This is a genomic window from Acidovorax sp. LjRoot66, from assembly GCF_964253305.1.
Taxonomy (GTDB): domain Bacteria; phylum Pseudomonadota; class Gammaproteobacteria; order Burkholderiales; family Burkholderiaceae_C; genus Acidovorax.
In genome coordinates this window covers 6,708,994-6,734,651 of the sequence record NZ_CAXUQU020000001.1, presented here as the reverse complement: position 1 = coordinate 6,734,651, position 25,658 = coordinate 6,708,994, and the positions used below count along the sequence as shown (strand labels likewise).

At 64.4% G+C, this 25,658-nt stretch carries 30 protein-coding genes; 23 read left to right on the top strand and 7 right to left on the bottom strand.

What is annotated here, in order from left to right; genetic code table 11:
• Positions 1–84: 84 nt before the first annotated feature.
• Positions 85–459 (top strand): response regulator, encoded by a 375-nt coding sequence (locus ACSQ3Y_RS31600; RefSeq protein WP_436179993.1) that lies wholly within the window; start codon positions 85–87, stop codon positions 457–459.
• A gap of 195 nt (positions 460–654) precedes the next feature.
• Here the strand turns inward: ACSQ3Y_RS31600 and ACSQ3Y_RS31595 are convergent, their stop codons facing one another.
• Genes ACSQ3Y_RS31595 through ACSQ3Y_RS31580 form a run of 4 tightly spaced genes read right to left on the bottom strand, consistent with a single transcriptional unit; the run spans position 655 to position 6,672 of the window.
• A complete protein-coding gene (locus tag ACSQ3Y_RS31595; protein ID WP_436179992.1) occupies positions 655–1,803 on the bottom strand; it encodes a hybrid sensor histidine kinase/response regulator in 1,149 nt (382 codons plus the stop codon).
• Positions 1,800–2,411, bottom strand: coding sequence for a chemotaxis protein CheB (locus tag ACSQ3Y_RS31590; protein WP_428003259.1), 612 nt, complete (start codon positions 2,409–2,411; stop codon positions 1,800–1,802). The genes ACSQ3Y_RS31595 and ACSQ3Y_RS31590 overlap by 4 nt, the downstream gene beginning before the upstream one ends.
• Positions 2,408–3,250, bottom strand: a complete 843-nt coding sequence (locus ACSQ3Y_RS31585) for a CheR family methyltransferase (protein ID WP_436179991.1) — start codon at positions 3,248–3,250, stop codon at positions 2,408–2,410. Before ACSQ3Y_RS31585 ends, ACSQ3Y_RS31590 begins: the two co-directional genes overlap by 4 nt.
• A complete protein-coding gene (locus ACSQ3Y_RS31580) occupies positions 3,247–6,672 on the bottom strand; it encodes a response regulator (protein WP_436179990.1) in 3,426 nt (1,141 codons plus the stop codon). Before ACSQ3Y_RS31580 ends, ACSQ3Y_RS31585 begins: the two co-directional genes overlap by 4 nt.
• A 174-nt stretch (positions 6,673–6,846) precedes the next feature.
• On the opposite strand from ACSQ3Y_RS31580, the gene ubiA reads away from it, so the two are divergent.
• Positions 6,847–7,731, top strand: a complete 885-nt coding sequence (ubiA, locus tag ACSQ3Y_RS31575; protein ID WP_436179989.1) for a 4-hydroxybenzoate octaprenyltransferase — start codon at positions 6,847–6,849, stop codon at positions 7,729–7,731.
• Positions 7,732–7,748: 17 nt separating this feature from the next.
• On the opposite strand, the gene proC is transcribed toward ubiA, so the two are convergent.
• The 3 genes from proC to ACSQ3Y_RS31560 all read right to left on the bottom strand — a co-directional run bounded on the left by proC (position 7,749) and on the right by ACSQ3Y_RS31560 (position 10,936).
• Positions 7,749–8,585, bottom strand: coding sequence for a pyrroline-5-carboxylate reductase (gene proC, locus ACSQ3Y_RS31570; protein ID WP_436179988.1), 837 nt, complete (start codon positions 8,583–8,585; stop codon positions 7,749–7,751).
• 76 nt (positions 8,586–8,661) lie between these two features.
• Positions 8,662–10,155 carry a glycerol kinase GlpK gene (gene glpK, locus ACSQ3Y_RS31565; protein WP_436179987.1) on the bottom strand — a complete coding sequence of 498 codons (1,494 nt, stop codon included), beginning with the start codon at positions 10,153–10,155 and terminating at the stop codon, positions 8,662–8,664.
• 16 nt (positions 10,156–10,171) lie between these two features.
• Positions 10,172–10,936, bottom strand: coding sequence for a DeoR/GlpR family DNA-binding transcription regulator (locus tag ACSQ3Y_RS31560; RefSeq protein ID WP_305744633.1), 765 nt, complete (start codon positions 10,934–10,936; stop codon positions 10,172–10,174).
• Between the two features lie 202 nt (positions 10,937–11,138).
• Here ACSQ3Y_RS31560 and ACSQ3Y_RS31555 point away from each other — a divergent pair, with 202 nt between their 5' ends.
• The 21 genes from ACSQ3Y_RS31555 (at position 11,139) to rpsK (ending at position 25,624) form a co-directional block, all read left to right on the top strand.
• Positions 11,139–12,215, top strand: a complete 1,077-nt coding sequence (locus tag ACSQ3Y_RS31555) for an ABC transporter ATP-binding protein (protein ID WP_436179986.1) — start codon at positions 11,139–11,141, stop codon at positions 12,213–12,215.
• A 1-nt stretch (position 12,216) separates the two neighbouring features.
• Positions 12,217–13,308 (top strand): ABC transporter ATP-binding protein, encoded by a 1,092-nt coding sequence (locus ACSQ3Y_RS31550; protein WP_436179985.1) that lies wholly within the window; start codon positions 12,217–12,219, stop codon positions 13,306–13,308.
• Positions 13,305–14,201 carry a carbohydrate ABC transporter permease gene (locus ACSQ3Y_RS31545; protein ID WP_436179984.1) on the top strand — a complete coding sequence of 299 codons (897 nt, stop codon included), beginning with the start codon at positions 13,305–13,307 and terminating at the stop codon, positions 14,199–14,201. Before ACSQ3Y_RS31550 ends, ACSQ3Y_RS31545 begins: the two co-directional genes overlap by 4 nt.
• A complete protein-coding gene (locus ACSQ3Y_RS31540) occupies positions 14,194–15,006 on the top strand; it encodes a carbohydrate ABC transporter permease (protein WP_057268556.1) in 813 nt (270 codons plus the stop codon). The genes ACSQ3Y_RS31545 and ACSQ3Y_RS31540 overlap by 8 nt, the downstream gene beginning before the upstream one ends.
• A gap of 12 nt (positions 15,007–15,018) precedes the next feature.
• On the top strand, positions 15,019–15,327 hold the full coding sequence (locus tag ACSQ3Y_RS31535; RefSeq protein WP_428003269.1) for a DUF2160 domain-containing protein: 309 nt from the start codon (positions 15,019–15,021) through the stop codon (positions 15,325–15,327).
• Positions 15,328–15,428: 101 nt separating this feature from the next.
• The gene (locus ACSQ3Y_RS31530) at positions 15,429–17,159 is read left to right on the top strand and encodes an ABC transporter substrate-binding protein (protein WP_057203958.1); all 1,731 of its coding nucleotides are present in this window, start codon (positions 15,429–15,431) and stop codon (positions 17,157–17,159) included.
• Positions 17,160–17,334: 175 nt separating this feature from the next.
• Positions 17,335–18,927, top strand: coding sequence for an FAD-dependent oxidoreductase (locus ACSQ3Y_RS31525; RefSeq protein ID WP_436179983.1), 1,593 nt, complete (start codon positions 17,335–17,337; stop codon positions 18,925–18,927).
• 194 nt (positions 18,928–19,121) lie between these two features.
• Complete coding sequence (gene rplN / locus ACSQ3Y_RS31520; RefSeq protein WP_057203960.1) at positions 19,122–19,490, top strand: 50S ribosomal protein L14; 369 nt, start codon at positions 19,122–19,124, stop codon at positions 19,488–19,490.
• Positions 19,491–19,499: 9 nt separating this feature from the next.
• Positions 19,500–19,820 (top strand): 50S ribosomal protein L24, encoded by a 321-nt coding sequence (gene rplX / locus ACSQ3Y_RS31515; RefSeq protein ID WP_057203961.1) that lies wholly within the window; start codon positions 19,500–19,502, stop codon positions 19,818–19,820.
• A gap of 9 nt (positions 19,821–19,829) precedes the next feature.
• Positions 19,830–20,369 (top strand): 50S ribosomal protein L5, encoded by a 540-nt coding sequence (rplE, locus tag ACSQ3Y_RS31510; RefSeq protein ID WP_057203962.1) that lies wholly within the window; start codon positions 19,830–19,832, stop codon positions 20,367–20,369.
• A gap of 8 nt (positions 20,370–20,377) precedes the next feature.
• The gene (rpsN, locus tag ACSQ3Y_RS31505; RefSeq protein ID WP_007861712.1) at positions 20,378–20,683 is read left to right on the top strand and encodes a 30S ribosomal protein S14; all 306 of its coding nucleotides are present in this window, start codon (positions 20,378–20,380) and stop codon (positions 20,681–20,683) included.
• A gap of 20 nt (positions 20,684–20,703) precedes the next feature.
• Positions 20,704–21,099, top strand: coding sequence for a 30S ribosomal protein S8 (gene rpsH, locus ACSQ3Y_RS31500; RefSeq protein ID WP_057203963.1), 396 nt, complete (start codon positions 20,704–20,706; stop codon positions 21,097–21,099).
• A 25-nt stretch (positions 21,100–21,124) separates the two neighbouring features.
• Positions 21,125–21,658: a 50S ribosomal protein L6 gene (rplF, locus tag ACSQ3Y_RS31495; protein WP_057203964.1), complete on the top strand. Its 534-nt coding sequence runs from the start codon at positions 21,125–21,127 to the stop codon at positions 21,656–21,658.
• 11 nt (positions 21,659–21,669) lie between these two features.
• A complete protein-coding gene (rplR, locus tag ACSQ3Y_RS31490) occupies positions 21,670–22,035 on the top strand; it encodes a 50S ribosomal protein L18 (RefSeq protein ID WP_007861721.1) in 366 nt (121 codons plus the stop codon).
• Between the two features lie 17 nt (positions 22,036–22,052).
• Entirely contained in the window at positions 22,053–22,571 is a 519-nt protein-coding gene (gene rpsE, locus ACSQ3Y_RS31485; RefSeq protein ID WP_057203965.1) for a 30S ribosomal protein S5, read from the top strand.
• Between the two features lie 13 nt (positions 22,572–22,584).
• Positions 22,585–22,767 carry a 50S ribosomal protein L30 gene (rpmD, locus tag ACSQ3Y_RS31480; protein WP_007861725.1) on the top strand — a complete coding sequence of 61 codons (183 nt, stop codon included), beginning with the start codon at positions 22,585–22,587 and terminating at the stop codon, positions 22,765–22,767.
• Positions 22,768–22,777: 10 nt separating this feature from the next.
• Positions 22,778–23,209 carry a 50S ribosomal protein L15 gene (rplO, locus tag ACSQ3Y_RS31475; RefSeq protein WP_057203966.1) on the top strand — a complete coding sequence of 144 codons (432 nt, stop codon included), beginning with the start codon at positions 22,778–22,780 and terminating at the stop codon, positions 23,207–23,209.
• A 24-nt stretch (positions 23,210–23,233) separates the two neighbouring features.
• Positions 23,234–24,553 carry a preprotein translocase subunit SecY gene (gene secY, locus ACSQ3Y_RS31470; RefSeq protein ID WP_436179982.1) on the top strand — a complete coding sequence of 440 codons (1,320 nt, stop codon included), beginning with the start codon at positions 23,234–23,236 and terminating at the stop codon, positions 24,551–24,553.
• Positions 24,554–24,698: 145 nt separating this feature from the next.
• A complete protein-coding gene (gene rpmJ / locus ACSQ3Y_RS31465) occupies positions 24,699–24,812 on the top strand; it encodes a 50S ribosomal protein L36 (protein WP_057203968.1) in 114 nt (37 codons plus the stop codon).
• 23 nt (positions 24,813–24,835) lie between these two features.
• Complete coding sequence (gene rpsM, locus ACSQ3Y_RS31460) at positions 24,836–25,201, top strand: 30S ribosomal protein S13 (protein WP_008906516.1); 366 nt, start codon at positions 24,836–24,838, stop codon at positions 25,199–25,201.
• Between the two features lie 18 nt (positions 25,202–25,219).
• Positions 25,220–25,624, top strand: coding sequence for a 30S ribosomal protein S11 (gene rpsK / locus ACSQ3Y_RS31455; protein ID WP_005793662.1), 405 nt, complete (start codon positions 25,220–25,222; stop codon positions 25,622–25,624).
• Positions 25,625–25,658 lie beyond the last annotated feature (34 nt).

The window sequence follows — 25,658 nt, the reverse complement described above, 5'->3', positions numbered from 1 at the left end:
AAGCGGAATCGGCGCTTTGCTGAATGATCGCCGCTGGCATTTGCTTCTTTCAACCACGGCCAGCCTTCGAGAACACGACGCCCTATGCGAATCCTTTATGTAGAGGACAACCCCGAACTGCGCGAAACCATCGGCATGCTGATGGAGGGTGAGGGGCGCGCGATCACGACCTGTGCCACCGCCGAAGAGGCGCTGGAACTCGAAAAGGCCGGCAGCTTCGACCTGCTGGTGACCGATGTGAGCCTGCCCGGGCTGTCGGGCACGGACCTCGCCCGGCAGGTGCTGGCGGTGGACCCGCAGCGCTGGGTCGTGCTGTGCACCGGCTATGACCTGGGTGCGCATCCATCGGGCTGGGGCCCCCATGTGCGCACGCTGATGAAGCCTTTCGAGCTGGAAGACCTGGAAGCATTGCTGGTACAGGTGCAGTCCACCCTCGACAAGACGCCCGCCGGGCTCTGAGAGGCTGAGAATCTCTCGTCCATGCCCGCCTTGCACGCCAAAACACCCCGGCTCGTCGTTGCAAATGCTCGCCATAGCCCCGGCTATGGCTGTGCTTTGCGCCTAGATCCGAAGTGTTTTGACGCGCCCTGCGGACACGGCCAAAAAATCCCCAGCCTCTGATTTCCTGCGCTGCCGGCGCGGGTAGTCGTCCGATCAGCCCGCAGCCGCAGCGCCGCAGCGCGGCAGAACCACATGGAAGCGCGTGGTGCCGTCTTCGGACTGCACATCGATCCGGCCGCCATGCGAGCGCACGATCTGCTGCACGATGAACAGGCCCAGCCCCAGGCCCTGGTGGCGCCCCGGTTCCTGGTCACGCCCCCGGAACGGGCTGAACAACTGCGGAAGCAGGGCCGGCGGAATGGTGCCGCCGTTGGTCACCGTCAGGGTGACAGTGTCCGTGTCGGTGCCATCAAGTGCCACATGGATCGCCACCGCAGGATCGCCGTGGTGCACCGCATTGCCGATGAGGTTGATGGCCAGCTGGCACAGGCGCTCCTCGTCCCCCATGCCGGCCAGATTTCCCTGGTCGCTGGTGCTGATCACATGGTTGGGAAAGCTGGTGCGTATCTCCTGCAGCGAGCGCTGCAGCACGGCATGCAGGTCCACGGGGGCCATGCGCATCGCCAGGCCGGTGCCCTGGCGGATGCGCGTCACGTCCAGCAGATCCTCGATCATGCGTGCCATGCGCTGGCTGCTGCTGAGCACGCGGCCGGCCAGTGCCTGCGCCCTGTCCGCCGCCAGGGGCTGGCGTTGCAGCGCCGTGGCCGCCGCGCCGATGGCCATCAGCGGCGTGCGAAGGTCATGGCTGAGCACCGCCATGAACATTTCGTTGATGCGCAGGGCCTCGGTGCGCTCGCGCAGTTCGCGTGCCAGGCTGCGCTTTTGGCGGAACAGCTCGAAGAACACGCCCGCCTTGGACGCCAGCATCTGCGGATCGATGGGCTTGTACAGAAAGTCCACGGCCCCCGTTTCGTAGCCACGGAACTGCCAGTTCGGGTCGCGCGAACCGGCGGTCATGAAGATCAGGGGGATATGGCGGGTGCGCTCGCTGCCGCGGATCAACTCGGCCAGCTCGAACCCGTTCATCTCGGGCATCTGCACGTCCAGCAGGGCCAGCGCCACGTCACCGTGCAACAGCAGCAGCTCCAGTGCCTCGGGGCCCGACTGGGCCTTGAGCACCTCGATGCTGTCGCTGTGCAGCAGGGCTTCCACGGCCACGAGGTTTTCGGGCACGTCGTCCACCACCAGGCACTTGATGCGCTCGGCGGGCGGTGGCTGTGGGTGCAGAAGGGTGGGGCTCACAGGATTCTCCGCATTTGCAGTTCGGTCAGCAGGGATGCGATCTCCGAAGGGGGGAGGATGTGGTGCGGCGTCATCAGGTCCAGCGCGGACTGGGGCATGGCGGACATGGCGGCGCTTGCGGGGGACTGCACGATGCAGAGCCCCCCTGCAGCGCCGATGGCGGCCATGCCACGGGCGCCATCGTGGTTGGCGCCGGACAGGAGCATACCAATCAAACGCCCTCCATAAATGTCCGCCGCCGATTCGAACAGCACGTCGATGGACGGGCGCGAGAAGTGCACGGGCGCATCGACCGACAGCGCCAGCTGCGGACCGGCATCCACCAGCAGGTGGTAGTCGGGTGGGGCAAAGTAGACGCTGCCGGCCTCGATGGGCTCCTTGTCCTGCGCCTCGGCCGTGCGCAGCGCACAGCGCGGGCGAAAGATCTCGGGCAGCAGGCTGGGTGCCTCGCGCGGCAGGTGCAGCGTGACCAGCACCGCCACGCAGGTCTGCGCCTGAAGCGATGGCAGGATGGTGGAGATGGCATCGATGGCGCCCGCGGAGCCACCGATCACGATGGCATCGAATGCGCGCGGCCCGTGCGGGTACACCGGGGCTGCGGTAGTCATATGCCCACCTTCTTGCGGTAGATGCGGTCTTCGAGCACGAAGTCGTCGAAGGCCGGGGCCTGCTCGGTGAAGCGCATCGACTCCTTGGACCCCAGGCCCAGGAAGCCCCGGCGGCACAACGCCTCCTTGAACAGGCCCAGCGCCCGGTTCTGCAGCTCGCGCTCGAAATAGATCAGCACGTTGCGGCAGGACACCAGGTGCACCTCGGCAAACACCGTGTCCGTGGCCAGGCTGTGGTCGGAAAACACCACCTGCTTGCGCAGCGCACGGTCGAACACCACCCGGCCGTAGCCGGCCGAGTAGTAGTCCGACAGCGAGGTCTTGCCGCCCGAGCGTGCATGGTTCTCGGTGAAAGCGGCCACGCGCGCCAGGTCGAACACGCCGGCCTCGGCGGCCTGCAGGGCCTGCTGGTTGATGTCGGTGGCGTAGATGATGGTGCGTTCGAGCAGGCCTTCCTCGTGCAGCAGGATGGCCAGCGAGTACACCTCCTCGCCGTTGCTGCAGCCGGCCACCCAGACCTTGAGCGAGGGGTAGGTGCGCAGGATGGGGATCACCTGCTCGCGCAGCGACTTGAAGTAGCGCGGGTCGCGGAACATCTCGCTGACCTGCACCGTGAGGTATTCGAGCAGCGCCGGGAACACGGTCGCGTCGTGCAGCACCTTGTCTTGCAGCTGCGACAGCGTCTGGCAGCCAAAGCGCGAGATCGCGGCCTGCAGGCGCCGCTTGAGCGAGGCCTGCGCGTAGCCGCGAAAGTCGTAGTGGTAGCGGTAGTAGATCGCGTCCAGCAGCAGGCGCTGCTCGATGTCGGCAATCCTGGCCGTCTTGGGTTGGGCGCTCACTTGGGCATCCACACCCGTACCAGCGACAGCAGCTTCTCCACGTCCAGTGGCTTGGCGATGTAGTCGTTGGCGCCGGCGGCCAGGCATTTGTCCTGGTCGTCCTTCATGGCCTTGGCCGTGAGGGCGATGATGGGCAGCCTGCGCCAGGCGGGCTGCTTGCGGATCTCGCGCATGGCGGTGTAGCCATCCATCTCCGGCATCATGATGTCCATCAGCACCAGGTCGACGGCGGGCCCGGTGCCACCCGAGCGCTCCAGGAACTCGAGCGCCTCGCGGCCGTTGCGCGCGATCTGCACCGAGATGCCCGTGGGCTCCAGGATGCTGGAGAGCGCGAACACGTTGCGCACGTCGTCCTCCACCACCAGCACCGTGCGGCCCTCGAAGGCCGCGTCGCGGCTGCGCGCTACCTGCAGCATCTGCCGGCGCTCCACCGAAAGTTCGGATTCCACCTGGTGCAGGAACAGGGTCACCTCGTCGAGCAGGCGCTCGGGCGAGCGTGCGTCCTTGATGATGATGGACTTGGAGAAGCGGCGCAGCTGCTGTTCCTCGTCGCGCGTCAGGGCCCGGCCGGTATAGACGATGACCGGCGGGAAGGACACGTCCTCCTGCTCGGACATGGCCTGGAGCAGCTCGTACCCGCTCAGGTCGGGCAGGTTCACATCCATCACCATGCAGTCGAAGGTGCTGCTGCGCAGATAGTCCAGGGCCGCCGTGGCGTTTTCCACGCACACGATGTCCACGCCGTCGCTGGCCAGCAGGGCGCGCACGCTCTCGCGCTGGCGCGCGTCGTCTTCCACCACCAGCACGCGGCGCATGCCCTGGGTGAACTTGGCTTCCAGGCGCTGCAGGGCGTGTACCAGTTCTTCGCGCTTGACGGGCTTGAGCGCGTAGCCAACGGCACCGCGGCCCATGGCCTCCTGCGAGTAGTCGGCCACCGACACCACGTGCACGGGGATGTGCCGGGTGGCCGGGTTGCGCTTGAGCTGGTCGAGCACCCCGAGACCCGAGAAGTCGGGCAGGTTCACGTCCAGCACGATGGCGCTGGGCTGGTGCAGGGTGGCGGCAGCCAGGCCCTCCGTGGCCGTGTGGGCCAGGATGCAGTGGAAATCCATCTCCTGCGCCAGGTCGTTCAGGATGTTGGCAAAGCGCACGTCGTCCTCGATCACGAGGATGTTGCGCTCGCCCTTGGGGCGCGCTGCCACGGGCAGGATGGCGGGGGCTGTCGGCGCCGGCCGGGCAGGCCTGGAGGCTGGCGGCGCGCTGGCGGCGCTCTGGGGGGCCTGGAAGGCACGGCCGGTGGATGGCTCGTCGGACTGCACGGCATGGCGCGGCACGGTCAGGGTGAACTCGCTGCCCTGGCCCGGCGTGCTGTGGATGGCGATGCTGCCGCCCAGCAGTTGGGCCAGATCGCGCGAGATCGACAGGCCCAGGCCGGTGCCGCCATACTTGCGGTGGGTGCTGCCATCGGCCTGGCGGAAGGCCTCGAAGACCAGCTCCTGCTGGTGCTCGGGAATGCCGATGCCGGTGTCGCGCACGGCAAAGGCCAGCAGGTCGCCTGGTTGGTGCGAGACATGCAGCGCCACGCTGCCCTGCTCGGTGAACTTGACGGCGTTGGACAGCAGGTTCTTGAGCACCTGGCCCAGGCGCAGGGCGTCGGTGTCCATGGTGGCCGGTACGTTGGCATCGATGGTGAGCGCCAGACTCAACCCCTTCTCCTCGGCGATGGGGCGCAGCGGGTCGACCAGGGCCTGCATGGCGCGCGCGATGTCCACGGTCTCGATGTCGATGGTGGCCTGGCCGGCCTCGATCTTGGACAGGTCCAGGATGTCGTTGATCAGCGCCAGCAGGTCGTTGCCGGCCGAGGAGATGGTCTGCGCGTACTTCACCTGCTCGCCCGTCAGGTTGCCGGCCTTGTTGTCGGCCAGCAGCTTGGCCAGGATCAGGGTGGAGTTGAGCGGGGTGCGCAGTTCGTGGCTCATGTTGGCCAGGAACTCGCTCTTGTACTGGCTGGTCTGCTCGATCTCGCGCGCTTTCTCGGTCAGGTCCGACTGGGCGGCCAGCAGCTCCTCGCGCTGGTTCTCGAGCTGCTGGGTCTGTTCTTCCAGCTGTGCATTGGTCTGCTCCAGTTCGGTCTGCTGCAGCTCCATCTGCGCCTGCGACTCCTGCAGGATGCGGCTTTGCTGCTCCAGCTCTTCGTTGTTGACGCGCAGTTCCTCCTGCTGGGCCTGCAGCTCTTCGGACTGGCGCTGGGTCTCTTCGAGCAGGGCTTCGAGCCGGCTGCGGTCCTGGCCCGAGCGAATCGCCACGGCCAGCATCTCGGAGGCCTGCTTGAACAGGCGGTGCTCGAATTCGTCCACCGCGCGGTAGAAGCCGAGTTCGATCACGGCAAACACCTCGCCGTTCTCCATGGCGGGTGCCACCAGCAACTCGGCCGGCGCCGACGCGCCCGTGCTGGAGGACACGGTCAGGTGGTTGGCCGGCACGTCGCGCACGTGCAGCAGCTCGCGCGAGCGCGCGCACTGGCCCACCAGGCCTTCGCCATCGATCAGTTTCTGCGCCAGTCGCTCGCGCGGCAGGGCGTAGCCGCCGAATAGGGTGAAACCACCCTGCTCGTCAACAGCGTAGGCCGCGCCCACCTTGGCGTTGAGGTAGGTGGCCAGGTATTCGAGCGCCAGTTCGCCGATCTCTTCGACGCGGCGGTCGCCCTGCAACTGTTGTGCCAGGCCGCTCAGGCCCGTGACCACCCAGTTCTGGCGCGCCTTGAGGCGGTGCTCGCGCGCCGTGAGGGCTGCCGAGATGCAGATCAGCACCAGCAACACCAGGGACCCGCCCCAGGAATAGTAGGCCGAAAGGGCGGCCGCTTCTTCCCAATTGCGGCGGCGGTCCTCCAGTTCCTGGGTCTGCAGGCCCGCCAGGTCGGAGGCCAGGTCCCGGATGCGGTCCATGATGTTCTTGCCTGCATCCGTGCGCACCAAGGCCATGGCCCCGTCCACGTTGCCGGTCTTGCGCAGCTCCACGGTTTCGGCGAGTTCGCTGCGCTTTTGTTTGGTCAGGTCTTCGATCTGGACCACGAGTCGCAACTGGCCCGGGTTGCTGCCCGTACTGGTCTTGAGGGCTGCGATCTGGCGGTCCAGGACGTTCTGTGCCAGCAGGTAGGGCTGCAGGTACGAGGCATCGCCTGTGAGCAGGTAGCCGCGCTGGCCGGTTTCCAGGTCCTTCATCGCCGAGTGCACCAGCGACAGCTGGCGCATGCCCTGCGAGGTGCGGTCCATTGCCGCCACGGCTTCGGCCCGGACCTCGGACGCACGGTAGTTGACGAAGGCAATGACCAGCGTGGCCAGGGCCGCCACGATGAACCCCGCCATCAGGCTGCGGGGAATGGCAAAACGCTGGGCGGCCTGGGTACTCGGTGATCGGGGCATGCGAAGCGGGTTCCGGGTGAGGGGCAACCGGACAATGTAACGGGTTTGTACAAATTCCCGGTGTAGGACATTTCCTGCATCGCAAGCGCGGCGAGTGGGGTCCTCGCGGCTGCTACATTCCCGGTGCCGCCCGCCCGACGGGCAACATTGCCCGTATTTGCCGCCTTCTTCGCCATGTCCGCCCCTTCGCGCAGCCGCCTGTCCCTCTACCTTGACCTGATCCGTTGGAACCGGCCCGCCGGCTGGCTGGTCTGCCTGTGGCCCACCTTGAGCGCGCTGTGGATTGCCTCGGATGGTTTTCCGGGCTGGCACCTGCTGGCGGTGTTCGTGCTGGGCACCTTTCTCATGCGCAGCGCCGGCTGCTGCGTGAACGATGTGGCCGACCGTGACTTCGACCGCCATGTCAAGCGCACGGCGGCGCGGCCCGTGACCACCGGGGCCATTTCCGTCAAGGAGGCGCTGACCCTGGGCGCCGTGCTCGCGCTGGTGTCCTTCGGCCTGGTGCTGACCACCAATGCGGCGGCCATCGCCTGGTCCGTGCCCGCCGTGCTGGTGGCCATTGCCTACCCGTTTTCCAAGCGCGTGATTTCCATGCCACAGGCGGTGCTGGGCATTGCCTTCAATTTTGGCATCGTGATCGCTTTCGCCGCAGTGCAGGGCCAGGTGCCAGCCGTGGCCTGGTGGATGTGGCTGGGAAACCTGTTCTGGGTATTGGCCTATGACACCGAGTACGCCATGGTCGACCGCGACGATGACCTGAAGATCGGCATCAAGACCTCGGCCATCACCCTGGGCCGTTTCGATGTGGCAGCCATCGTGCTGTTCTACCTGCTGTTCCTGGCCATCTGGGGCGTGGCGCTGGCGCCCTATGGCCTGGGCCCGGTGTACTGGCTGGCCACGGCCGCAGCCCTGGCGCAGGGTGTCTGGCACTGGACGCTGATACGCCACCGTACCCGCGAAGGCTGCTTCATCGCCTTCCGCGTCAACCACTGGCTTGGCGCAACGGTGTTCGCCGGCATTGCCGGCAGCTATCTGCTGCGGCAGATGGCGGCCAACTGAATAGCAATCTCCAGGGCTCAGGCCCCGAACTCGTTGCCCAGTTCGTCGGCGCGCTGCTCGGCGGCTTTCATCGCGCGCTCGAAGGCCTCGCCCACGCCATCCTTTTCCATGGACTGCAGGGCCGCATAGGTGGTACCGCCCTTGGACGTGACGCGCTGGCGCAGCACGGCCGGTGACTCGTCTGAGCGGGCCGCCAGTTCCGAGGCGCCCACGAAGGTGCCTACTGCCAATTGGTGGGCCTGTTCTGCCGAGAGGCCCATGGCCGTGCCCGCGCGCGCCATGGTTTCCAGAAAGTAAAAGACATAGGCCGGGCCCGAGCCCGACAGGGCCGTCACAGCGTCGAGCTGTTTTTCGGTGTCCACCCACAAGTATTCTCCCGTGGTGGCCATGATGGCCTGCACGCTCTCGCGCTCCGCTCGTGACACACCGGGGCGGGCATACAGAGCGCTCATGCCCTTGCCCACCAGGGCCGGGGTGTTGGGCATGGTGCGCACCACGCGCTCGCTGCCAAGCCACTGGGCGATGCTGTCCGAGCGGATGCCGGCGGCCACGCTCAGGTGCAGTGCGCCCTCGGTATGGGCACGGGCCTGGGCCGCGGCATCCTTGAAGGTCTGCGGCTTGACGGCCCAGACCACGATGCGGGCGCGCTGCAGGGCCGGGCCAGCCTCGGGCTGGGCCTGCAGACCATGGTTCTTGAGCAAGGCGCCCCGCGCCTCGGCCCAGGGCTCGACGACCTCGATCTGGCTGGCCGGGTGCCCCTGGCGGATCAGGCCGCCGATGATGGCGCTGGCCATGTTGCCGCCGCCGATGAAGGCGATCACGGGAAGGGAAGGGGAGGCGGTGGTCTGGCTCATGGTGTGCAGTCGGAAGAACGAAGACAAGGGAACGGCAGGGGCATGATGGTAGCCGCCCCGCCGAACTCCGGGGCCTTCATTCCAGGGTGGCCTGGCGCACGGCCAGCTCCCAGCGCTCCATGAGTTCCTGCGCGCGCGCCTTGCCCAGAGTGGGCACGAAGCGCCGTTCGGCCCGCCACAGCTGCGAGAGCTCGGCCGTGCTGCCGTACACGCCGCTCGACAGGCCTGCAAGATAGGCAGCACCCAGGGCCGTGGTCTCGATCACGGCCGGGCGCACCACGGGTATGCCCAGCAGGTCGGCCTGGAACTGCATCAGCAGGTCGTTGATGCACGCCCCGCCATCCACGCGCAGCTCGCTCACCGGGGCGCCGCCAGCCGCCACGGCATCGCGGCTCATGGCCAGCAGCAGGGCGGCGCTCTGGTAGGCGATGCTCTCCAGTGCGGCGCGCGCGATATGGCCCAGGGTGGAGCCGCGCGTGAGGCCGGTGATGGTGCCGCGCGCATCGGGCTTCCAGTACGGGGCGCCCAGGCCGGTGAAGGCCGGCACCATCATCACGCCGCCCGAGTCGGGCACGCTCTGGGCAAGCGACTCGACCTCGCCGCTCGTGGAGATGGCGCGCAGGCCGTCGCGCAGCCACTGCACCACGGCGCCGCCCACGAAGACGCTGCCCTCCATCGCAAACTCGGTCTGCGTGCCGGCCTGGGCCGCACTGGTGGTGAGCAGGCCGTTCGTCGAGGTCTGGAAGGTGGTGCCCGTGTGCATCAGCATGAAGCAGCCCGTGCCATAGGTGTTCTTGGCCATGCCCGCGCTGAAGCAGGCTTGGCCGAACAGCGCGCTCTGCTGGTCGCCTGCCACACCGCCCACGCGGATGGCGTGGCCCAGCAGGCCGGGCGCCACGTCGCAGAAATGCGAGCTCGATGGCTGCACGCTGGGCATCAGCGATTTGGGAATGCGCAGCAGCGCCAGCAGCTCATCGTCCCACTGGTTGGTGTGTACGTTGAACAGCATGGTGCGCGAGGCATTGCTCACATCGGTCACATGCACCTCGCCATGCGTGAGCTGCCACATGAGCCAGCTGTCCACCGTGCCGAAGGCCAGCTCGCCGCGCTCGGCCTGCGCGCGTGCGCCCGGCACATGGTCCAGCAGCCACTGCAGCTTGGTGCCCGAAAAATAGGCATCGATCAGCAGGCCGGTCTTGGCCTGGATGGTCCCGGCCTTGCCTTGCTCGCGCAGTGCGGCGCAGGCGGGTTCGGCCCGGCGGTCCTGCCAGACGATGGCGTGGTGCACCGGCAGGCCGGTCTTGCGGTTCCACAGCACCGTGGTCTCTCGCTGGTTGGTGATGCCCACGGCGCGGATGGCGCTGGCCTGGATGTTCGCCTTCTGCAGCGCCTCGCGGGCTGTGGCCAACTGGGTGCGCCAGATCTCCATGGGGTCGTGTTCCACCCAGCCGGGCTGGGGGTAGATCTGCGGCAGCTCGCGCTGGGCCTGGGCCACGATGTGGCCCAGCTCGTCGAAGACGATGCTGCGGGAGCTGGAGGTGCCTTGGTCGAGTGCGAGCAGGTAGGTCATGGCAAACAAGGATAAGTCAGGCGGCCACGGTGCAAATCACCTCGGCGTCCTGCAGCAGTACAGGGAAGGGCTCGGGCGGCGGCGCATCGGTGAACAGCCGGTCGATTTGCTGCAAGGTGGCCAGCTGCACCATGGCCGGGCGGTTGAACTTGCTTTGGTCGGCCGCCAGCCAGACCTCGCGCGACTGGGCAATGATGGTCTGCGCCACCTTCACCTCGCGGTAGTCGAAGTCGCGCAGCGAGCCATCGGGCTCGATGCCCGAGATGCCGATGAGCGCGATGTCCACGCGGAACTGGCGGATAAAGTCCACCGCCGCCTCGCCGACGATGCCGCGGTCGCGCGTGCGCACCACCCCGCCGGCCACGATCACCTCGCATTCGGGGTTGCCGCTCAGGATGGCGGCCACATTCAGGTTGTTGGTGATCACGCGCAGGCCGCGGTGGTGCAGCAGTGCCTTGGCAATCGCCTCGGTGGTGGTGCCGATGTTCAGGATCAGCGAGCAGTCGTTGGGCACCTGCTCGGCCACGGCGCGTGCAATGCGCGCCTTGCCCTCGGCATGCAGGGTTTCGCGCTGCGTGTGGGCCAGGTTCTCCACGGTGGAGCTGGGCACGCGCACCCCACCGTGAAAGCGCGTGAGCAGGCCCGATTCCGCCAGGCGCTGCACGTCGCGGCGCACCGTCTGCAGGGTCACGCCCAGGGTCTCGGCCAGCTGTTCGACGCTGGCGGATTTGCGCGCGCGCACTTCTTCAAGGAGGAGGAGTTGTCGGGGGTTGGTATTCACGCGAATGGATCAGCAAGAAGGACGCCAGTAGTGGATGTACTTTAAATGGAACAAAAAGGAACCCGTTAAGGGTAAACCTTGATTTGAAACGATCACAAAAGAACAAGAATGAACGCAATCGAAAACAAACGACCGCTGTGCGCTTGCGTCAGCGGTTTGGCACAACAGGCCCCTCGAGGGGCACTATGGAAAGGCATGCGTGATGCAGCTGGCACTGGACAGCATCAGCAAGAGGGTGGGGGCGCAGACCTGGCTCCATGGCATGAGCATGGCGCTGCACAGCGGCGCCGTGACGGTGCTGCTGGGCGCCACGCAAGCCGGCAAGACCAGCCTGATGCGCATCATGGCCGGGCTCGACACGCCCACCGCCGGCACCGTGCGGGTGGACGGTGCGGACGTGACCGGCGTGCCGGTGCGCGAGCGCAACGTGGCCATGGTCTACCAGCAGTTCATCAACTACCCCTCGATGAAGGTGGCGGACAACATCGCCTCGCCGCTCAAGCTGCGCGGCGAAAAGAACATCGACACCCGGGTGCGCGAAATCGCCGCCCGCCTGCACATCGAGATGTTCCTCGACCGCTACCCGGCCGAGCTCTCGGGCGGGCAGCAGCAGCGTGTGGCGCTGGCGCGGGCCCTGGCCAAGGGCGCGCCGCTGATGCTGCTCGACGAGCCGCTGGTGAACCTGGACTACAAGCTGCGCGAGGAGCTGCGCGAGGAACTGACCCAGCTGTTCGCCGCCGGCCAGTCCACGGTGGTCTATGCCACCACCGAGCCGGGCGAGGCCCTGCTGCTGGGCGGCTACACCGCCGTGCTCGACGAAGGCCGCCTGCTGCAGTACGGCCGCACGGCCGAGGTGTTCCATGCCCCCAATTCGCTGCGCGTGGCGCGTGCCTTCAGCGACCCGCCGATGAACCTGATCGCGGCCACCGTGGCAGCGCAAGGCGTGCAATTGCAAGGCGGAGCCACGCTGTCCATCCCGCTGCCAGAGGGTACGGCGGCCGGCGCTGTCACCGTGGGCGTGCGCGCCAGCGCACTGCGCGTGCACGCCCGCCCCGGCGACGTGGGCGTGAACGGCACGGTGGAGTTGGCCGAGATCTCGGGCTCGGACACCTTCGTGCATGCCTCCACCCCCTGGGGCGACCTGGTGGCGCAGCTCACCGGGGTGCATTACTTTGAACTGGGCACGCCCCTGGCGCTGCACCTGGACCCGGCGCAGGCCTATGTGTTCGGCGCCGACGGCGCGCTGGTGTGGGCGCCTGCGCGCCTGGGAGGGCGTTGAGATGGCACGTATCAGCCTGGACCTGGCGCATTCCTACAAACCCAACCCGCAGCAGGACGGCGACTACGCGCTGCTGCCCCTGAAAATGGAGTTCGAGGACGGCGGTGCGTATGCGCTGCTCGGCCCCTCGGGCTGCGGCAAGACGACCATGCTCAACATCATGTCGGGCCTGCTCGTGCCCTCGCATGGCAAGGTGCTGTTCGACGGCCGCGATGTGACACGCGCCAGCCCGCAGGAGCGCAACATCGCGCAGGTGTTCCAGTTCCCCGTGATCTACGACACCATGACGGTGGCCGAGAACCTGGCCTTCCCGCTGCGCAACCGCAAGGTGCCCGAAGACCAGATCAAGCAGCGTGTGGGCGTGATCGCCGAGATGCTGGAGATGAGTGGCCAGCTCAACCAGCGCGCGGCGGGCCTGGCGGCCGACGCCAAGCAGAAGATCTCGCTGGGCCGCGGCCTGGTGCGCTCGGACGTGGCGGCCGTGCTGTTCGACGAGCCGCTCACGGTGATCGACCCGCACCTGAAGTGGCAGCTGCGCCGCAAGCTCAAGCAGATCCACCACGAGCTCAAGCTCACGCTGATCTACGTGACGCACGACCAGGTCGAGGCGCTGACCTTTGCCGACCAGGTGGTGGTGATGACGCGCGGCCGTGCCGTGCAGGTGGGCTCGGCCGATGCGCTGTTCGAGCGCCCCGCGCACGTGTTCGTGGGCCACTTCATCGGCTCACCGGGCATGAACTTCCTGCCCGCGCAGCGCGATGGCGCAAGCCTCTCGGTGGCCGGGAACCGCCTGGCGGCGCCCGTGGGCCGCACGCTGCCCGAAGGCGCCCTGCAGGTGGGCATACGGCCGGAGTACCTGGCCCTGGCCGAGCCAGAACAGCCGGGCGCCTTGCCTTGCACCGTGGTGCAGGTGCAAGACATCGGCACCTACCTGATGCTCACCGCCCGGGTGGGCGAGCACACGCTCAAGGCACGCTTTGCGCCGGAGACCCGCTTGCCATCGACCGGTGACACGGCGTGGCTGCAGGTGCTGGGAACGCACACCTGCTTCTACCAGAACGAACAATTGCTGGCTGCGGAGGTCACCCCATGAGCACCACGACCAAGCCGGTGAACCAGAAGGCCTGGTTCCTGATCCTGCCGGTCATCATCTGCGTGGCCTTCTCGGCCATCCTGCCACTGATGACGGTGGTGAACTACTCGGTGCAGGACATCATCTCGCCCGAGCGGCGCGTGTTCGTCGGCACCGAATGGTTTGCCGCCGTGATGCGCGACGAGGAGCTGCACGCCGCGCTGTGGCGCCAGATCACCTTTTCGCTGGCGGTGCTGGCGGTGGAGATTCCGCTGGGCATCATGCTGGCGCTGTCCATGCCCGCGCAGGGCTGGAAGTCGTCGGCCGTGCTGGTGGTGGTGGCCCTGTCGCTGCTGATCCCCTGGAACGTGGTGGGCACCATCTGGCAGATCTACGGCCGCGCCGACATCGGGCTCATGGGCCGCATGCTGCAGGAGATCGGCATCGAGTACAGCTACACCGGCAATGCCACGCAGGCCTGGCTCACGGTGCTGCTGATGGACGTGTGGCACTGGACTCCGCTGGTGGCGCTGCTGGCCTTCGCCGGGCTGCGCTCCATTCCCGACGCCTACTACCAGGCGGCGCGCATCGACGGGGCCAGCAAGTTCGCGGTGTTCCGCTACATCCAGTTGCCTAAGATGCGCGGCGTGCTGATGATCGCGGTGCTGCTGCGCTTCATGGACAGTTTCATGATCTACACCGAGCCCTTCGTGCTCACGGGCGGCGGGCCGGGCAATGCCACCACCTTCCTGAGCCAGTACCTGACGACGAAGGCCGTGGGCCAGTTCGATCTGGGCCCGGCGGCGGCGTTCTCGCTGATCTACTTCTTCATCATCCTGCTTCTGTGCTTCATCCTCTACAACTGGATGCAGCGCGTAGGCACCGCCAACAACGAAGGGGCCGGCCATGAATGAAAAACGCTTCCACAAGCGGTCGCTGTTCCTGATCGCCTATCTGATTTTCGCCGTGTTGCCCATCTACTGGATGATCAACATGAGCTTCAAGACGAATGCGGAGATCCTGTCCTCGTTTTCGTTCTTTCCCCAGCACTTCACCTGGGACAACTACAGGACCATTTTCACCGACGAATCCTGGTACTCGGGCTACATCAACAGCCTGATCTACGTGGGCATCAACACGGTGATCTCGCTCACCGTGGCGCTGCCGGCAGCCTATGCCTTCTCGCGCTACCAGTTCATGGGCGACAAGCATGTGTTCTTCTGGCTGCTGACCAACCGCATGACGCCGCCTGCCGTGTTTCTGCTGCCCTTCTTTCAGCTGTACACCACGGTGGGGCTGATGGACACACACATCGCCGTCGCGCTGGCCCACCTGTTGTTCAACGTGCCGCTGGCGGTGTGGATCCTGGAGGGCTTCATGAGCGGCATCCCGCGCGAGATCGACGAGACCGCCTACATCGACGGCTACAGCTTCCCGCGCTTCTTCGTGACCATCTTCCTGCCTCTGATCAAGGCCGGCGTGGGCGTGGCAGCGTTCTTCTGCTTCATGTTCAGCTGGGTGGAGCTGCTGCTGGCGCGCACGCTGACCAGTGTGAACGCCAAGCCCATCGTGGCCACCATGACGCGCACCGTGAGCGCCTCGGGCATGGACTGGGCAACACTGGCCGCGGCCGGCGTGCTCACCATCGTACCGGGCGCCATCGTGATCTGGTTTGTGCGGCACTACATCGCGAAGGGTTTCGCGATGGGCCGCGTTTAAGAAGGAGCTGCCATGTTCGAGTGGATGGCCTGGACCCTGCCGGTGGCGGTGTTCTTCACGTGCATCGTGCTGATGCTGGCTGGCATGGCGGTGTGGGAGTTCAAGTCCCCCACCACGATGCGCAAGGGCTTTCTGCCCCTGGAAACAACGCGCGGCGACCGCCTGTTCATCGGGCTGCTGTCGGCGGCCTACGTGAACCTGATCTTCGTGGGCGTGAGCGGCAAGCTCGCGCAGTGGTTCGAGCTGGGCGAGGACCCGTCGATCTGGTTCAGCTTCGTGCTGTCCATGCTGTTGCTCGCGCTGATCATGCGCAAGGGCTGACGACGCCCTGGAAAAGTTCCCGTCGCGCGGCTCAAACCTTCCCCGGAGCCGGGCGACCCTTGTGTATCCAATGGGGAGATGACTATGAGGAGACAGGCACTATGAAGACGCGGTATACAGCGCTGGCACTGGCGGTAGCAGTCGTGACCGGGCAGTCGGCCATGGCGGGCGAGGCCGAAGCCAAGAAGTGGGTCGACAGTGAGTTCCAGCCTTCCACGCTGAGCAAGGACCAGCAGATGGCCGAGATGAAGTGGTTCATCGATGCTGCCAAGAAGCTCCAGGGCAAGGGGGTCAAGGAGATCTCCGTGGTCTCCGAGACCATCACCACCCACGAATACGAATCCAAGACCCTGGCCAAGGCCTTCGAGGAGATCACGGGCATCAAGGTCAAGCACGACCTGATCCAGGAAGGCGACGTGGTCGAGAAGCTGCAGACCTCGATGCAGTCGGGCAAGTCGATCTATGACGGCTGGATTTCGGACTCGGACCTGATCGGTACCCACTACCGCTACGGCAAGATGATGAACCTGACCGACTACATGGCAGGCGACGGCAAGGAGTGGACCAACCCCGGTCTGGATCTCAAGGACTTCATCGGCACCAAGTTCACCACGGCGCCCGATGGCAAGCTCTACCAGTTGCCCGACCAGCAGTTCGCCAACCTCTACTGGTTCCGCGCCGACTTGTTTGACCGCAAGGACATCAAGGACAAGTTCAAGGCCAAGTACGGCTACGACCTTGGCGTGCCGCTCAACTGGAGCGCCTACGAGGACATCGCCGAGTTCTTCACCAACGACGTGAAGACCATCGATGGCAAGGCCATCTATGGCCACATGGACTACGGCAAGAAGGACCCGTCGCTGGGCTGGCGCTTCACCGATGCCTGGCTGTCCATGGCCGGCACGGCCGACATCGGCGCGCCCAATGGCCTGCCGATCGACGAATGGGGCATCCGCGTGGCCGACGACAAGTGCACGCCCGTGGGCGCCTCGGTGGCCCGCGGCGGCGCGACCAATTCGCCCGCCGCCGTCTACGCGCTGACCAAGTACGTGGACTGGATGAAGAAGTACGCGCCCAAGGAAGCCACGGGCATGACCTTCGGCGAAGCCGGCCCCGTGCCGGCCCAGGGCCAGATCGCGCAGCAGATCTTCTGGTACACCGCCTTCACGGCCGACATGGTCAAGCCCGGCCTGCCCGTGGTGAACGCCGACGGCACGCCCAAGTGGCGCATGGCCCCCGGCCCGAACGGCCCGTACTGGAAGCAGGGCATGCAGAACGGCTACCAGGACGTGGGCTCGTGGTCCTTCTTCAAGGGCCATGACGCCAACAAGACCGCTGCTGCCTGGCTCTACGCCCAGTTCGTGACGGCCAAGACCACCTCGCTCAAGAAGACCCTGGTGGGCCTGACGCCGATACGCGAAAGCGACATCCAGTCCAAGGCCATGACGGACGCTGCCCCCAAGCTCGGTGGCCTGGTGGAGTTCTACCGCAGCCCGGCCCGCGTCGCATGGTCGCCCACCGGCACCAACGTGCCCGACTACCCCAAGCTGGCCCAGTTGTGGTGGAAGAACGTGGCCCAAGCCGTCACGGGTGAAAAGACGCCCCAGGGCGCCATGGACACGCTGGCCGACGAGATGGACCAGGTGATGGCCCGCCTGGAGCGCGCCGGCATGGCCCACTGCGCGCCCAAGCTCAACCCCAAGAGCGCACCCGCCAAGTGGCTGAGCGACAAGCAGGCCCCTTGGGCCAAGCTGGCCAATGAGAAGCCGAAGGGCGAAACCATTGCCTACGACAAGCTGCTGCAGGCTTGGAAGGATGGCAAGGCGCGCTGAGCGCCCAGGCCCCTGGCGGCCGGTCCCTGTCCATCTATCCATGGACAGCCGGACGCCATTTTTCTCCTCCGCACCCGCGGGCGCGGGAGGCCCACCAGGCCAATCCGCCCCGCAGGTGTCAAGAATTCAGGGTTTACCCTAGCCTAGACCCCGTGCCTGTGGACAATCAGCACCTATGACCCACGCTTTCGCTCCCCTGCCCACGCGGCGCTCCGACCTCCTTGACCGCCTTGCCGCGCCGCACCAGTACGACCTGGCCGTGATCGGGGGCGGGGCGACGGGCCTCGGTGTGGCGCTGGACGCGGCGGCCCGGGGCTTCAGCGTGGTGCTGGTCGATTCGCACGATTTTGCCAAGGGAACCTCCTCGCGTGCCACCAAACTGGTGCACGGAGGCGTGCGCTACCTGGCCCAGGGGAACATCGCGCTGGTGCGCGAGGCCCTGCACGAGCGCACGACGCTGCTCAACAACGCCCCCCACCTGGCCCAGCCCCTGGCCTTCGTCATGCCGTCCTACAAGGTGTGGGAGACGCCGTTCTACGGCATCGGCCTGATGATGTACGACGCCCTGGCCGGCAAGGCGGGCCTGGGGTCCACCCAGTTCCTGGGCCGCGCCAAGACGCTGCAATGCCTGCCCAACGCCCGCCAGGACGGACTCAAGGGCGGCGTGAAGTACTGGGATGGCCAGTTCGACGATGCCCGCCTGGCGCTGGCCCTGGCCCGCACGGCGGCCGCCAAGGGTGCGCTGCTGGTCAATTACTGCCCGGCGACCTCGCTGGTCCATGACAACGGCAAGGTGGCCGGCTTCGTCTGCGAAGACAGCGCCAGCGGCCGCCAGTTCACCGTGCGCGCCAAGGCCGTGGTCAACGCCACCGGTGTCTGGGTGGATGCCCTGCGCCAGATGGATGGCGACGCCATCGGCCGCCCTGTCAAGCCCATCGTGGCGCCCAGCCAGGGCGTGCACATCGTGGTGGACCGCGAATTCCTGCCCTCCGACCATGCCCTGATGGTGCCCAAGACGGCCGACGGCCGGGTGCTGTTTGCCGTGCCGTGGCTGGGCAAGCTCATTTTGGGCACCACCGACAGCCCGCGCCAGGACGTGGTGCGCGAGCCCCTGGCCTTCAAGGAAGAGGTGGCCTTCATCCTCGACGAGGCGGCCCGCTACCTCACCCGGGCCCCCAAGGTGGCCGACATCCGCAGCATCTGGGTGGGCCTGCGCCCCCTGGTCAAGCCGCAGGACGACGACGGTGACAACACCAAGAAGATCAGCCGCGAGCACACCGTGCTGGCCAGCAAGAGCGGCCTGGTGACCGTGACCGGAGGCAAATGGACGACCTACCGCGCCATGGCCGAGGATGTGTTGCAAAAATGCTTCACCGTAGGCCTGCTGCCGGAGACGGCCGCCGGCGTCACCAACCGCCTGCCCCTGGTGGGCACGCCCGCCGAGCCGGTGCGCCACCGCATCAGCGACGCCCAGGGCTTGCATTCCTACGGGGGTGAGGCCCCTTGCGTGCAGGCGCTGCCGGGCCCAGGGGTGGACCTGGGTGGCGGCCTGACCGAGGCCATGGTGCGCTTTGCCGCACGCTTCGAGTACGCCTGCACGGTCGAGGATGTGCTGGCCCGCCGCTCGCGCATGCTGTTCCTGGACGCCCGCCAGGCCATCGCCAGCGCCCCTGCGGTGGCGGCCCTCCTGCAGGAGGAACTGGGCGCCGATCCACAACTGGATGCGTTTTTGTCACTTGCCGAGCAATATTTGCACGCGCCAGTGTGATAGGCACTTGACTTCGCCTTGTGCTTTGGCAATAATCGAGGGCTTCGCGTTTCCTACGTGAAGTTTCTGCCCAGCGGGAAGTGCTGCAAATGGTTTGCGGTGCGGACGACGGGCCCAAGACTGACTGGCTGATCTGCAGCCCTTGAGAAGTTCTCTGGGGCCGTGGTCTTCTGGTGCAAGTTGGGAATATTGAAATGATCCAGACAGAATCTCGGTTAGAGGTTGCCGACAATACCGGCGCCAAGTCCGTCCTTTGCATCAAGGTGCTGGGTGGCTCGAAGCGTCGCTATGCAAGCGTTGGCGACATCATCAAAGTGAGCATCAAAGAAGCCGCTCCGCGTGGCCGCGTCAAAAAAGGCGAGGTTTACAGCGCAGTGGTCGTTCGCACCGCAAAGGGTATCCGCCGCGGTGATGGCTCGCTCGTCAAATTCGACGGCAACGCAGCAGTGTTGCTGAATGCAAAGTTGGAGCCTATCGGCACCCGCATCTTTGGACCCGTGACGCGTGAACTGCGTAACGAAAAGTTCATGAAGATCGTGTCCCTGGCTCCTGAAGTTCTCTAAGGACGCGCCATGAACAAGATTCGCAAGGGCGACGAAATCATCGTGCTGACAGGGCGCGACAAGGGCAAGCGCGGCACGGTGTCGTCGCGCAAGGACGATTCCTATGTGCTGATCGACGGTATCAACGTCGTCAAGAAGCACGCCAAGCCGAACCCCATGAAGGGTACGACGGGCGGCATCGTTGAAAAGTCCATGCCTATTCACCAGTCCAACGTAGCCATCTTCAATGCGGCTACCGGCAAGGCTGATCGTGTGGGCATCAAGGTGCAGGCAGACGGCGCACGCATTCGCGTGTACAAGTCCAGCGGCGCTGAAATCAAGGTGGCCTAAGGGGCAAACATGGCACGACTCCAAGAAATCTACCGCGACAAGATCGCTCCCGAACTGATCAAACAGTTCGGCTACACCTCGCCCATGCAGGTTCCCCGTCTGACCAAGATCACGCTCAACATGGGTGTGAGCGAGGCAGTCTCGGACAAGAAGGTGATGGACAACGCCGTGGCGGACCTGACCAAGATCGCTGGTCAAAAGCCCGTGGTCACCAAGGCCAAGAAAGCTATCGCCGGTTTCAAGATCCGCGAAGGCCAGGCCATCGGTTGCATGGTCACGCTGCGTGGCGTGCAGATGTATGAGTTCCTGGACCGTTTCGTGACCGTGGCTCTGCCCCGCGTTCGTGACTTCCGTGGTATCTCCGGTCGCGCTTTCGACGGCCGTGGCAACTACAACATCGGCGTCAAGGAACAGATCATTTTCCCTGAAATTGAATACGACAAGGTTGACGCCTTGCGTGGTCTCAATATCAGCATCACCACGACGGCCACGTCCGACGAAGAAGCCAAGGCTCTTCTCGCTGGTTTCCGTTTCCCGTTCAAGAACTGAGGCAGGGTATGGCTAAAGTAGCTTTGATCCAGCGCGAACTGAAGCGCGAAAAACTGGCCGCCAAGTACGCAACGAAGTATGCGGAACTGAAGGCGATTGCCGGTGACGCCAAGCGCAGCGACGAAGAGCGTGATGCAGCCCGCCTGGGCCTGCAGAAGCTTCCCCGCAATGCGAACCCCACGCGCCAGCGCAACCGTTGCGAAATCACCGGTCGTCCGCGCGGTACCTTCCGTCAATTCGGTCTGGCCCGCGCCAAGATCCGTGAACTGGCTTTTGCAGGCGACATCCCCGGTGTCACCAAGGCCAGCTGGTAAGCAGGCAGGAGAATTACAACATGAGCATGAGTGATCCTATCGCTGACTTGCTGACCCGCATCCGTAATGCACAGATGGTCGCCAAAGCCACGGTTCTGGTGCCTTCTTCCAAAGTGAAGATTGCCATCGCCCAGGTGCTGAAGGACGAGGGTTATATCGACGGATTCCAGGTCAAGACCGAATCCGGCAAGTCCGAACTCGAAATCGCCCTGAAGTACTACGCAGGTCGCCCGGTGATTGAGCGCATCGAGCGCGTCAGCCGCCCTGGCCTGCGTGTCTACAAAGGCTACGATTCCATCCCGCAAGTCCAGAACGGTCTTGGTGTGGCAATTGTCACCACCCCCAAGGGCGTGATGACCGATCGCAAGGCGCGCGCTACCGGTGTCGGTGGCGAAGTGCTCTGCTACGTGGCCTAACCCGCGACATTGAGGAGAAACTGAAATGTCCCGAGTAGGAAAAATGCCCGTGACCATCCCCGCTGGCGTGGATGTGTCCGTTAAAGCCGACCAGATCTCTGTCAAGGGTACTGGTGGTGTTCTGTCGCTGGCGCAAAACGTGCTGGTGAAGGTGTCGAGCAACGACGGCAAGCTCAGCTTTGAGCCTGTCAACGATTCTCGCGAAGCCAATGCCATGAGCGGCACGATCCGCCAACTCGTCAACAACATGGTTGTGGGCGTGAGCAAGGGTTTCGAGAAGAAGCTGACCCTGATCGGCGTGGGCTACAAGGCCGCCGCCTCCGGCGCCAAGCTCAACCTGGCTGTCGGTTATTCGCACCCGGTCAACATCGAGATGCCCGCTGGCATCACGGTGGCCACCCCCACCCCCACGGAAGTGGTTGTGAAGGGTGCCGACCGCCAACGCGTTGGCCAAATTGCCGCTGAGATCCGTGCTGTTCGTCCACCCGAGCCCTACAAGGGCAAGGGCATCCGCTATGCGGACGAGAAGATCACGATCAAAGAGACCAAGAAGAAGTAAGGAGCTGCAACATGTTGACCAAGAAAGAGCAGCGTCTTCGTCGTTCGCGCCAGACCCGTATCCGCATTGCACAGCAAGGCGTGGCCCGTCTGACCGTGAACCGCACGAATCTCCATATTTATGCCAGCGTCATTTCCGGCGACGGCAGCAAGGTGTTGGCAAGCGCCTCCACCGCAGAAGCCGACGTCCGCAAGGAACTCGGTGGTTCGGGCAAGGGCGGCAATGCCGCTGCAGCCACGGCCATCGGCAAGCGCATTGCTGAAAAGGCAAAGGCTGCTGGCGTTGAGAAGGTTGCATTTGATCGCTCAGGCTTTGCCTACCACGGTCGCGTCAAGGCTCTGGCCGACGCAGCCCGTGAAGCTGGCCTGCAGTTCTAAGCGGAGCGGAATACAAAATGGCTAAATTTCAACCCAAAGTGCAAGACGAAGGTCGTGACGACGGTCTGCGCGAAAAAATGATCGCGGTCAACCGCGTCACCAAAGTCGTGAAGGGTGGCCGTATCCTCGGTTTCGCCGCACTGACTGTGGTCGGCGACGGTGACGGCCGCGTGGGCATGGGCAAGGGCAAGTCCAAGGAAGTGCCTGCTGCCGTGCAAAAGGCGATGGAAGAAGCCCGTCGCAACATGGTGAAGGTCACGCTGAAGCACGGCACGATCTTCCACCAGGTGACTGGCCACCACGGCGCTGCACATGTGATGATGGCACCGGCCCCCAAGGGTACCGGCATCATCGCTGGCGGCCCCATGCGCGCTGTCTTCGAAGTGTTGGGCGTGACCGACATCGTGGCCAAGAGCCATGGTTCGTCCAACCCCTACAACATGGTCCGCGCTACTTTTGACGCACTGGTGAACTCCACGACGCCTTCGCAAGTGGCAGCCAAGCGCGGCAAAACGGTCGAAGACATCTTCGCCTGATTGGAAGCTGTAAATGACTACGCAACAAACCGTCAAGATTCAACTGGTGCGCAGCCCTATCGGCACCAAGGAATCGCACCGCGCCACCGTCCGTGGCCTGGGTCTGCGCAAGCTGAACAGCGTCAGCGAACTGCAGGACTCGCCCGAAGTGCGCGGCATGATTAACAAGATCAGCTATCTGGTCAAAGTCCTCTGAGAGATAGATCATGGAACTCAATAGCATCAAGCCCGCAGACGGCGCCAAGCATGCCAAGCGCCGTGTAGGCCGCGGTATCGGCTCCGGTCTGGGCAAGACCGCTGGCCGTGGTCACAAGGGTCAGAAGTCCCGCGCAGGCGGCTACCACAAGGTGGGTTTCGAAGGCGGTCAAATGCCTTTGCAACGTCGCCTGCCAAAGCGCGGCTTCAAGTCGCACCTGCTGCAGTTCAATGCCGAAGTCAACCTGACCGACCTGGAAAAGCTGGGCCTGGCCGAAGTGGACGTGCTTGCCTTGAAGCAAGCCGGCCTGATCGGCGAGCTGGCCAAGGTGGTCAAGGTCATCAAGACCGGTACGCTCACCAAGGCTGTCAAGCTGACGGGTGTTGGCGCTACAGCGGGTGCCAAGGCGGCTATCGAAGCTGCTGGCGGCAGCCTGGCCTGATTTTGGTTCTGAAAGAAGGCACCTGTGGCAACTAGCGCGGCTCAAATTGCAAAAACCGGCAAGTTCGGCGACCTGCGTCGTCGCCTGGTTTTTCTGTTGCTTGCGCTGATCGTTTACCGCATCGGGGCTCATATCCCGGTGCCTGGTATCGACCCAGCCCAACTTCAGCAGTTATTCAGCGGCCAGCAAGGCGGCATCCTGAACCTGTTCAACATGTTCTCGGGTGGAGCGCTCTCGCGCTTTACCGTCTTTGCACTGGGGATCATGCCGTACATCTCGGCATCGATCATCATGCAACTGATGACCTACGTGGTCCCGACGTTTGAACAGCTCAAGAAGGAAGGCGAGTCCGGCCGCAGGAAGATCACCCAGTACACGCGCTACGGCACGCTGGGCTTGGCCATTTTCCAGTCGCTCGGCATTGCCGTGGCGCTGGAGAGCTCGGCCGGCTTGGTGCTGAGCGCTGGCATGGGTTTTCGCATCACGGCTATGGTCAGCCTGACGGCAGGCACCATGTTCCTGATGTGGCTCGGTGAGCAGATCACGGAACGTGGTCTTGGCAACGGTATCTCGATCCTGATCTTTGCAGGTATCGCGGCCGGTCTGCCAAGCTCCATCGGTGGCCTGCTGGAGCTGGTGCGCACAGGTGCGATGAGCATTCTGGCAGCTATCTTCATCGTGCTGGTGGTCGCTGCGGTGACTTACTTCGTGGTGTTCGTGGAACGTGGTCAGCGCAAGATCCTGGTGAACTATGCGCGCCGGCAGGTGGGGAACAAGGTGTATGGTGGACAATCGTCGCACCTGCCCTTGAAGCTGAACATGGCAGGTGTGATTCCTCCCATCTTCGCGTCGTCCATCATCCTGCTGCCAGCCACCGTGGTGAACTGGTTCAGTGCCGGTGAGTCGATGCGCTGGTTGCGCGACATCTCTTCTGCCCTGACGCCTGGTCAGCCGGTGTATGTGATGTTCTATGCTGCTGCGATCATCTTCTTCTGCTTCTTCTACACGGCGCTGGTCTTCAACAGCCGTGAAACGGCAGACAACCTGAAGAAGAGCGGTGCGTTCATTCCCGGGATTCGTCCTGGTGAGCAGACGGCCCGCTATATCGACAAGATTCTTGTGCGACTGACACTGGCGGGGGCGGTTTACATCACCTTCGTCTGCCTGCTGCCCGAGTTCTTGATTCTGAAGTACAACGTACCGTTTTACTTTGGTGGAACTTCGCTGTTGATCATTGTGGTGGTGACCATGGACTTCATGGCCCAGGTCCAGAACTACATGATGTCGCAACAGTATGAGTCGCTGCTCAAGAAAGCCAATTTCAAAGGCAATCAGGGCGGTTGACGGGTGACGGTGGCCAGGCGCTTTCTGCGGTTGGTTTCCTGAATGCAAGGTTTGGTTTAGTTGGCGCCCCACGATGTTTGTCGCGGGCACAAATTGTGTTCCGTGCAAGATGCCGGGACGGATGCAAAAGTTTTAGGAGAATGCAATGAGAGTTTCGGCTTCGGTCAAAAAAATCTGCCGCAACTGCAAGATCATCCGCCGCAAAGGTGTGGTGCGCGTGATCTGCACGGAACTGCGTCACAAGCAGCGCCAGGGTTGATTGGAAAGTATTAGAGGACGCATATGGCACGTATCGCTGGCATTAACATTCCGCCCCACAAGCACGCGGAAATCGGTCTGACCGCCATTTTTGGCATTGGTCGGACTCGCGCTCGCAAGATTTGCGAAGCAACCGGAATCGCTTACTCCAAGAAGATCAAGGATCTGACGGACGGCGACTTGGAAAAAATTCGTGAGCAGATCGAGCAATTCACCATTGAAGGTGATCTGCGCCGCGAAACCACCATGAACATCAAGCGCTTGATGGACATTGGCTGCTACCGTGGTTTCCGCCATCGTCGTGGTCTGCCGATGCGTGGTCAGCGTACCCGCACCAATGCCCGCACCCGCAAGGGTCCGCGCAAGGGTGCTGCTGCACTGAAGAAATAAAGAGATTGAAAGATCAATATGGCCAAGTCTCCAGCCAATAACGCAGCACAGCGCGTTCGCAAGAAGGTTCGCAAGAACGTGTCGGACGGCATTGCCCACGTGCATGCGTCGTTCAACAACACGATCATCACGATCACGGACCGCCAGGGCAATGCCCTGTCGTGGGCCTCGTCGGGTGGCCAGGGCTTCAAGGGCTCGCGCAAATCCACGCCTTTCGCTGCCCAGGTGGCTTCGGAAGTGGCTGGCCGCGCCGCCATTGACCAAGGCATCAAGAACCTGGACGTCGAGATCAAGGGCCCAGGTCCTGGTCGCGAATCCTCGGTGCGCGCACTGGGTGCCCTGGGCATCCGCATCACGTCGATCTCCGACGTGACGCCAGTCCCGCACAACGGCTGCCGCCCTCAAAAGCGCCGTCGTATCTAATTTTCACAAGCCCACCGCCGCCTGCGTACGCGAG

Coding starts and splice junctions, on each gene's coding strand:
- ACSQ3Y_RS31600 (WP_436179993.1), top strand. CDS start 85: ATGCGAATCCTTTATGTAGAGGACAACCCCGAACTGCGCGAAACCATC.
- ACSQ3Y_RS31590 (WP_428003259.1), bottom strand. CDS start 2,411: ATGACTACCGCAGCCCCGGTGTACCCGCACGGGCCGCGCGCATTCGAT.
- ACSQ3Y_RS31580 (WP_436179990.1), bottom strand. CDS start 6,672: ATGCCCCGATCACCGAGTACCCAGGCCGCCCAGCGTTTTGCCATTCCC.
- ubiA (WP_436179989.1), top strand. CDS start 6,847: ATGTCCGCCCCTTCGCGCAGCCGCCTGTCCCTCTACCTTGACCTGATC.
- proC (WP_436179988.1), bottom strand. CDS start 8,585: ATGAGCCAGACCACCGCCTCCCCTTCCCTTCCCGTGATCGCCTTCATC.
- glpK (WP_436179987.1), bottom strand. CDS start 10,155: ATGACCTACCTGCTCGCACTCGACCAAGGCACCTCCAGCTCCCGCAGC.
- ACSQ3Y_RS31555 (WP_436179986.1), top strand. CDS start 11,139: ATGCAGCTGGCACTGGACAGCATCAGCAAGAGGGTGGGGGCGCAGACC.
- ACSQ3Y_RS31550 (WP_436179985.1), top strand. CDS start 12,217: ATGGCACGTATCAGCCTGGACCTGGCGCATTCCTACAAACCCAACCCG.
- ACSQ3Y_RS31545 (WP_436179984.1), top strand. CDS start 13,305: ATGAGCACCACGACCAAGCCGGTGAACCAGAAGGCCTGGTTCCTGATC.
- ACSQ3Y_RS31540 (WP_057268556.1), top strand. CDS start 14,194: ATGAATGAAAAACGCTTCCACAAGCGGTCGCTGTTCCTGATCGCCTAT.
- ACSQ3Y_RS31535 (WP_428003269.1), top strand. CDS start 15,019: ATGTTCGAGTGGATGGCCTGGACCCTGCCGGTGGCGGTGTTCTTCACG.
- ACSQ3Y_RS31530 (WP_057203958.1), top strand. CDS start 15,429: ATGAAGACGCGGTATACAGCGCTGGCACTGGCGGTAGCAGTCGTGACC.
- ACSQ3Y_RS31525 (WP_436179983.1), top strand. CDS start 17,335: ATGACCCACGCTTTCGCTCCCCTGCCCACGCGGCGCTCCGACCTCCTT.
- rplN (WP_057203960.1), top strand. CDS start 19,122: ATGATCCAGACAGAATCTCGGTTAGAGGTTGCCGACAATACCGGCGCC.
- rplX (WP_057203961.1), top strand. CDS start 19,500: ATGAACAAGATTCGCAAGGGCGACGAAATCATCGTGCTGACAGGGCGC.
- rplE (WP_057203962.1), top strand. CDS start 19,830: ATGGCACGACTCCAAGAAATCTACCGCGACAAGATCGCTCCCGAACTG.
- rpsN (WP_007861712.1), top strand. CDS start 20,378: ATGGCTAAAGTAGCTTTGATCCAGCGCGAACTGAAGCGCGAAAAACTG.
- rpsH (WP_057203963.1), top strand. CDS start 20,704: ATGAGCATGAGTGATCCTATCGCTGACTTGCTGACCCGCATCCGTAAT.
- rplF (WP_057203964.1), top strand. CDS start 21,125: ATGTCCCGAGTAGGAAAAATGCCCGTGACCATCCCCGCTGGCGTGGAT.
- rplR (WP_007861721.1), top strand. CDS start 21,670: ATGTTGACCAAGAAAGAGCAGCGTCTTCGTCGTTCGCGCCAGACCCGT.
- rpsE (WP_057203965.1), top strand. CDS start 22,053: ATGGCTAAATTTCAACCCAAAGTGCAAGACGAAGGTCGTGACGACGGT.
- rpmD (WP_007861725.1), top strand. CDS start 22,585: ATGACTACGCAACAAACCGTCAAGATTCAACTGGTGCGCAGCCCTATC.
- rplO (WP_057203966.1), top strand. CDS start 22,778: ATGGAACTCAATAGCATCAAGCCCGCAGACGGCGCCAAGCATGCCAAG.
- rpmJ (WP_057203968.1), top strand. CDS start 24,699: ATGAGAGTTTCGGCTTCGGTCAAAAAAATCTGCCGCAACTGCAAGATC.
- rpsM (WP_008906516.1), top strand. CDS start 24,836: ATGGCACGTATCGCTGGCATTAACATTCCGCCCCACAAGCACGCGGAA.
- rpsK (WP_005793662.1), top strand. CDS start 25,220: ATGGCCAAGTCTCCAGCCAATAACGCAGCACAGCGCGTTCGCAAGAAG.